Source organism: Streptomyces goshikiensis (genome assembly GCF_014650555.1).
GTDB lineage: Bacteria > Actinomycetota > Actinomycetes > Streptomycetales > Streptomycetaceae > Streptomyces > Streptomyces goshikiensis.
In genome coordinates this window covers 183,039-189,377 of record NZ_BMVE01000015.1, presented here as the reverse complement: position 1 = coordinate 189,377, position 6,339 = coordinate 183,039, and the positions used below count along the sequence as shown (strand labels likewise).

Here is a 6,339-nt window from a genome sequence, read left to right as displayed (position 1 = left end):
CCTTCGGGCACCTGGTGTGCCGGGTCCATTTCTCGATTGCTGTCCATGAGGACTCATTGCCCGGGAAAGGCGGTGCCGAGTGGGAAGTTCAGCCGAGCGGCGTAGCGGCCGTCGAGCCGGGGTATCCCGGTCCCGATCGACACGCGCCCGGCGGCGGCCGGTCGAAGCCTCCGCTTCTTCCTTGGACACCGTCCGACCAGGCCCCTTGCCGGGGGCGTACTCCTCCGGGTGGAAGGAGCGGTGAGCGCTGGGGTTGTCCTGCCGCTTGGTCTCGTCCACGTCCGGCGACCAGCCGTGTTGCTCGGACCCCTTGAACCGGCTCGCCCCCTCACCCTGCGAGGGCTCAGCCGGCTTCGGATGCTTGGCCGTGATCAGACCCGCCGACTTCCGCTGGCTTGGCAGGGCGCACGCAGACAGGCTGATGCGGGACCGGGTGGACATGCCGCATTTGGGCAGCAGGAAGACATGACTGTCCTGAGAAGGCTCGCTCGCCCCATGCTCGCCGCCCCGCTCGTCACCGGCGGGCTACGCACCCTGCGCCGCCCCGAGGCCGCTGCCGAGGCTGCCGGCCCCGTCGTCCGGGCGGTCGGGAAGCGGCTTCCCGTCCTCGCCGGAGATCCGCTACAGCTGGTACGCGTCACAGGCGCGATCCAGGCCACTGCGGGCCTCCTGCTCGCAACGGGGCGTGCCCCACGCCTGGCAGCGCTCACGCTCGCTGCCACGCTGGTGCCGACCTCCCTCGCCACGCACGCGTTCTGGAAGGTTGAGGACCCGGAAGAGCGCGCGCGGCAGCGCGCTCATTTCCTGACCGACCTCTCCGCACTGGGAGGTCTCCTTATCGCCTCCGCGGACACCCACGGCAAACCCTCACTCGCCTACCGCTCCCGGCACGCACTCGACCACCGGCACCCGGTCAGGGCCGTCCGCCGCCCCGTGGAAGCGGCCGCAGCAAGGACGGCGCATCACGCCAAGGCCGTGACGGCCCCCCTCACTGGCTCCCGCTGAGCAAGGCTCGGCCACCGTAGGAGTCCACTCCAGTTCCTGGGTGGGCACACGCCCTGTGACCCCATGGGTTCGCGAGACACGGCTGCGGCCTGCCACGACGGTCTCCACGGCGTACGGCTCAGCCCCGTCGCCATTCTGGGCTATCCCGTTTCACCGGTCCGTCAGATACACCTCTCAGCGGGTAACAGGGCTGCGGGGCGACACTCGTCGCCCCGCAGCGCCGATGTTGAGGAAGTGCTGTGGACGGGATCGTGCTGCTCAAGGAAGACCACAAGACCGTGGAGAAGCTTTTCAAGCGGTTCGAGAAAGCCGGCGAAAGCGCCCACGCGGAGAAGCGGAAGATCGCCGACGCCGTGATCGAGGAACTCACCACTCACACCTGGATCGAGGAAAAGATCTTCTACCCCGCTGCCCGCGAGGCAGCCCCGGACACCAAGGACCACGTGCTGGAGAGCATCGAGGAGCACCACGTCGTCCTGTGGATGCTTTCCGAGCTCAAGGGACTCGACCCGTTCGACGAGCGGTTCGACGCCAAGATGGCCGTGCTCATGGAGAACGTGCGCCACCACGTCGAGGAAGAAGAGAAGGAGTGGTTCCCCGACGTACGCAAAGCCATGGGCCGTAACCGCCTCAGCGAACTGGGTGAGCAGATGGTGGCGGCCAAGAAGAAGTCCCCCGCCGATCCCCTCGCAGTTCCCAGCGCCCAGCAGTAGACGGGGCGTGGCGCAGGGGTCTGCCACGGCTCCGCGGTCGGCCGTGCCCGATGCGAACCGAGGCCGCAGCCCCGTACCTCTGGAGCCTAGGGGTGGTACCGCGCGAGACGGAGGCTGTGGTCACGCACGGTCACCGGTCCCACCGCTCGTGGGGGCGGAGGCAGGCCGGTGACCGCCCGGGCGCGGTGCGCGGCGGGTGTCGTCGATGCTGTCGTGGGCTGCCGCGGCGATGGCCTGCGGGGTGATACCGAACTCGGCGTAGAGCCGTTCGTAGTCGGCGGAGGCGCCGTAGTGTTCCAGGCTGACGATGCGGCCCGCATCGCCGACGACGTCGCGCCAGCCTTGGCCGACGGCGGCCTCCACGCTGACGCGGGCTCGCACGGTCGGCGGCAGCACCTGGACCTGGTACTCCAAGGGCTGGGCGGCGAACCACTCCCGGCAGGGCATGGACACCACGCGCGCGGCGAGGCCGTCGGCCGCCAGCAGGGTGCGGGCCTCCAGAGCGAGGTGCACCTCGGAGCCGGTCGCGATCAGGATGACATCCGGTACGGCATTGCCCCCCATGGAATCGACGAGGACATATCCGCCGCGGGATGCTTCCCGCGCGGGCGCGTAGTCCGCGCCGTCGCGGTCGAGGACGGGCAGCTTCTGCCGGCTCAGGATCAGGCCGGCGGGGCGGTCGTGGTGTTCGAGGATGGCGTGCCAGCAGGCGGTGGTCTCGTTCGCGTCGGCAGGGCGCACCACGTCGAGGCCGGGGATGGCCCGCAGGGCGGCGAGGTGTTCGACTGGCTGGTGGGTGGGGCCGTCCTCGCCCAGGCCGATGGAATCGTGGGTCCATACGTAGGTGGCCGGAAGTTTCATCAGGGCGGCCAGGCGTACGGCGGGGCGCATGTAGTCGGAGAAGGTCAGGAAGGTGCCGCCGTAGGGGCGGGTGAGGCTCTGCAGTGCGATGCCGTTGAGGACCGCGCCCATGGCGTGCTCGCGGATGCCGAAGTGCAGGGTGCGTCCGTAGGGGCCGCCTTTCCATTCTTTGGTCTGGTGGTCGGCCGGCACGAAGGACGGCTCTCCGTCCATCGTGGTGTTGTTGCTTCCGGCGAGGTCGGCGGAGCCGCCCCACAGCTCCGGAAGGACGGACGCGAGGGCGCTGAGGACCTTGCCCGAGGCGGCACGGGTCGCCATCCCGGTGTCGTCGGCGGGGAAGACAGGCAGGGCATCGGCCCAGCCGTCGGGCAGCCGCTGGGACTTCAGGCGGTCCAGTAGTGCGGCGTTTTGCGGATTCGCGGTGCGCCAGAGCGCGTAGTCCTCGTCCCACGCCTGGCGCACCTCGCGGCCGCGGTCGCGGGCCTCGCGGGTGCGGGCCAGGACATCGTCCTCGATGGTGAAGTGCTGCCCGGGGTCGAAACCGAGCAGCTGTTTCGTCGCGGCGATCTCGTCCTCGCCGAGGGCGGAGCCGTGGGCCTTGCCGGTGTTCTGTTTGGTGGGAGCCGGCCAGCCGATGAGGGTGCGCAGCATGATCAGTGAGGGGCGGCCGGTCTCGTCGCGTGCGGCGCGGATCGCGCCCAGGAGTGCGTCGACGTCCTCGACGTATGCGCCGGTGACGGTCCAGTCGACGGTCTGCACGTGCCAGCCGTAGGCGGCGTAGCGAGCCGGGACGTCCTCGCTGAAGGAGACGTCGGTATCGTCCTCGATCGAGATGTGGTTCGAGTCGTAGAACACGGTGATGTTGCCGAGTTCCTGGTGCCCGGCCAGGGAGGCGGCCTCGGCGGTGACGCCCTCCATCATGTCGCCGTCGGAGGCGATGACGTAGACGTGGTGGTCGAACGGGCTGGTGCCCGGTTCGGCATCGGGATCGAGGAGTCCGCGTTCGCGGCGGGCGGCCATCGCCATCCCCACCGCGCTGGCCAGGCCCTGTCCCAGCGGCCCGGTGGTGATCTCCACACCGTGGGTGTGCCGGTGCTCCGGGTGGCCTGGGGTGGCCGAACCCCACGTCCGGTACGCCTTCAGGTCGGACAGGTCCAGGCCGTAGCCGGCCAGGTAGAGCTGGATGTAGAGGGTGAGGCTGGAGTGACCGCAGGAGAGCACGAAGCGGTCCCGCCCCAGCCACTGGTCGTCGCCCGGGTCGTGCCGCATGACGTTCTGGAACAACAGGTACGCCAATGGGGCCAGGCTCATTGCCGTCCCCGGATGCCCGTTGCCGACCTTCTGAACCGCGTCGGCCGCCAGCAGCCGCGCGGTATCCACCGCGCGGACGTCCACCTCGTCCCATCCGGCCTGGTCCGCCACGGGGCTTGTCAGGGAGCGGTCGCGCCGCACGGTCCCCTCGGATCGCTCGTTCGTCATGCCTTGGTCCCTTCGTCGAACGGACGGGCCGGCCCTACAGGGCAGCCCCGGCGGATCCAGCCTGGCATTCCTTGCCAGCGCAGGCTGATACACGAACATCATTGATCAGGGGACGAGACCAGCCTCGGAGCGCGGCACCGGCGCGGCGAGCAGACGAAGTCGGGAAGCCCCGAGCCCTGCCATAGCAGCGAGCGGGGCTTCCGCAGCTGTACGAGGAGGCTGAGGAAGGACGAGTCGGCGACCGACGCCCCGGCGACATCAAGAACCAGGAGCTGCGCGACGGCCGCGTCCCGGTCACCGGCCTTCCTGCACACCTCCGCGGTAGCCAGGGCGAACTCACCGGAGCAGGCGAGCACCCACACTTCGTCCGCCTCTGCCTGACCACAACCCGCGGTGACTCCGCGCTGCCTCCCGGCCTTCACTCACGCATCCATGCCCGAGCGACTCCACGGGCTGCCGACGCAAGCCGGTGCCCCACCCCTACGTACCCGTGTACGGAAAGCGCGAAAGCATCACGATGAACGTGTCCAGCCCCGGTCCGAAGGCGTGGACCCTTGGCTAAGGCTCGGCGGGCCGTCTCGCATGCCTGCACACAACTGACACCTGGCTGCCAGGGTGGTTCGCCGCGCGAAGACTCCTGCCCGCTTATCGGCACGCCGAAGGAGCCACCACTTTCGGGGACACTGCCGGGCCTGCACCGTCGGTCGTCGTCGGACCCCGGTGGCTTTGGACGGCGCATTGTCAACTTCCCGGCCTCGAACGACGTTCGGCTCACCCGCGCCGAAGAGACCGTCATTGCCCCCTCTCGGCCCCGGCTGCTCCGGGAACTGGGCGCCAAGGACATGCGCCCCTCGCTGCGCCGACGCCCCCGGCGGGCCGGGTGCCGCCCGCTATGGCCGGACAGCGCATCGGACACCTGTGTGAGCAGCCGCACCCCGAAGGTGCATAGAACCGCAAAGCCCGGGCAGAAGGGGCGAACAGCCGTCAGTCAACAGGGAGGGAGCGGTCGTCATGTCTCACACGACCACCGTGATCGGCCTCATTCAGGCAAAAGAGGCGCAGGTTACGGGTACTCCAGACACGACGGCGCAGGACCTGCAGCACGTCCGAGTGGAGAACGCCCGGGAGATGGCGCCGAGCGACGCCCGTGAGCTGTCGCGCGTCTTCTTCCGGAGGCTGCGCACGCTGGAGGAAGGGACGCGCGAGTACCAGTACACGCGCAACACCCTGATCGAGATGAGCCTCTCCCTCGTGCAGTTCGCCGCCCGGCGCTTCCGCGCCCGCGTGCTCGGCGGCGGGCTTGACATGGACGACATCATCCAGGTGGGAACCATTGGTCTGATCAAGGCCATCGACCGCTTCGACCCTGAGCGCGAGGTCGAGTTCTCCACCCTCGCCCTTCCCTACATCGTCGGTGAGATAAAGCGGCACTTCCGCGACACCACCTGGTCCGTGCACGTCCCCCGCCGCCTCCAGGAACTGCGTAGCGAGCTCGCCAAGGCTCAGGAGGCCCTGACCGACGTCCTGGGGCGGGCCCCGACGGTCAAGGAGGTCGCCGAGCACCTGGAGCTGACCGAGGAACAGGTCGTCGACGGACTCATCGCAGCAAACGGATACACGAGTGGCTCCCTCGACGCGGCTGCCGGAGAGAGCGACGCGTCCCCCTCGACCGGCCGGTCCACCCGGCCACTGGCAGACCTGGTCGGCGACGTGGACCCCGCCATGGAGCTCTTCGAGGACTTGCACACCCTTGCGCCCCTGCTGCGACAACTGGATGAACGCGACCGGCTGATCCTGCAGATGCGCTTCGGCCAGGACAGGACTCAGGCCGAGATCGGCTCTGAACTGGGCATCTCACAGATGCAGGTCTCCCGTCTCCTGTCCCGAACTCTCGCCCGGTTGCGCACCGGCATGCTCACGGCATAGGGGCGAGCCATGACGCCTCCCCCGAGAAACCCGGCACCGGGAACTGAGATCGGCCCATCCGCCCTGCGATCTGGTCCACTCTCTCGCCGCCGGAAGCAGCTCCATGCTGCGGCTGCCCAAGGGATCACGCCGAAACGAGAGGCCCTTCACACTGTCACGACCGTGCCCGGCCCTCCGGCGCCACCCGGGTGCGGTCGGGCCCCAGACGCCAGTAGCGGCCGTGTCGCGGTGCCGGTAGCAGAGCCCAAGGGCGGACACGGGGTTGGGCACACAGTGGAGAACAGAGAACCAGAGGCTGACGGTCCATCGAGGGCTGACCTGGCCCCCAGGAGGCAGCGTCGCCGGCTCGCCCTGG

4 protein-coding genes are annotated in these 6,339 nt (G+C 69.2%); 3 read left to right on the top strand and 1 reads right to left on the bottom strand.

Features of this window, described 5'->3' with window-relative positions; all coding sequences use genetic code 11:
* Positions 1 to 465: 465 nt before the first annotated feature.
* Together IE248_RS32035 and IE248_RS32030 are read left to right on the top strand one after the other, a co-directional pair.
* Positions 466 to 1,005 (top strand): DoxX family membrane protein, encoded by a 540-nt coding sequence (locus tag IE248_RS32035; protein ID WP_037789574.1) that lies wholly within the window; start codon positions 466 to 468, stop codon positions 1,003 to 1,005.
* A gap of 239 nt (positions 1,006 to 1,244) precedes the next feature.
* A complete protein-coding gene (locus IE248_RS32030) occupies positions 1,245 to 1,718 on the top strand; it encodes a hemerythrin domain-containing protein (RefSeq protein ID WP_190032508.1) in 474 nt (157 codons plus the stop codon).
* 120 nt (positions 1,719 to 1,838) lie between these two features.
* On the opposite strand, the gene tkt is transcribed toward IE248_RS32030, so the two are convergent.
* Positions 1,839 to 4,058, bottom strand: a complete 2,220-nt coding sequence (tkt, locus tag IE248_RS32025) for a transketolase (RefSeq protein ID WP_190032507.1) — start codon at positions 4,056 to 4,058, stop codon at positions 1,839 to 1,841.
* 1,011 nt (positions 4,059 to 5,069) lie between these two features.
* On the opposite strand from tkt, the gene IE248_RS32020 reads away from it, so the two are divergent.
* Complete coding sequence (locus IE248_RS32020; protein ID WP_190032506.1) at positions 5,070 to 5,984, top strand: SigB/SigF/SigG family RNA polymerase sigma factor; 915 nt, start codon at positions 5,070 to 5,072, stop codon at positions 5,982 to 5,984.
* Positions 5,985 to 6,339: the final 355 nt, after the last annotated feature.

Bases quoted from the DNA above. Each gene is read 5' to 3' on its own strand.
- IE248_RS32035 (WP_037789574.1), top strand. From the start codon at position 466: ATGACTGTCCTGAGAAGGCTCGCTCGCCCCATGCTCGCCGCCCCGCTC.
- tkt (WP_190032507.1), bottom strand. From the start codon at position 4,058: ATGACGAACGAGCGATCCGAGGGGACCGTGCGGCGCGACCGCTCCCTG.
- IE248_RS32020 (WP_190032506.1), top strand. From the start codon at position 5,070: ATGTCTCACACGACCACCGTGATCGGCCTCATTCAGGCAAAAGAGGCG.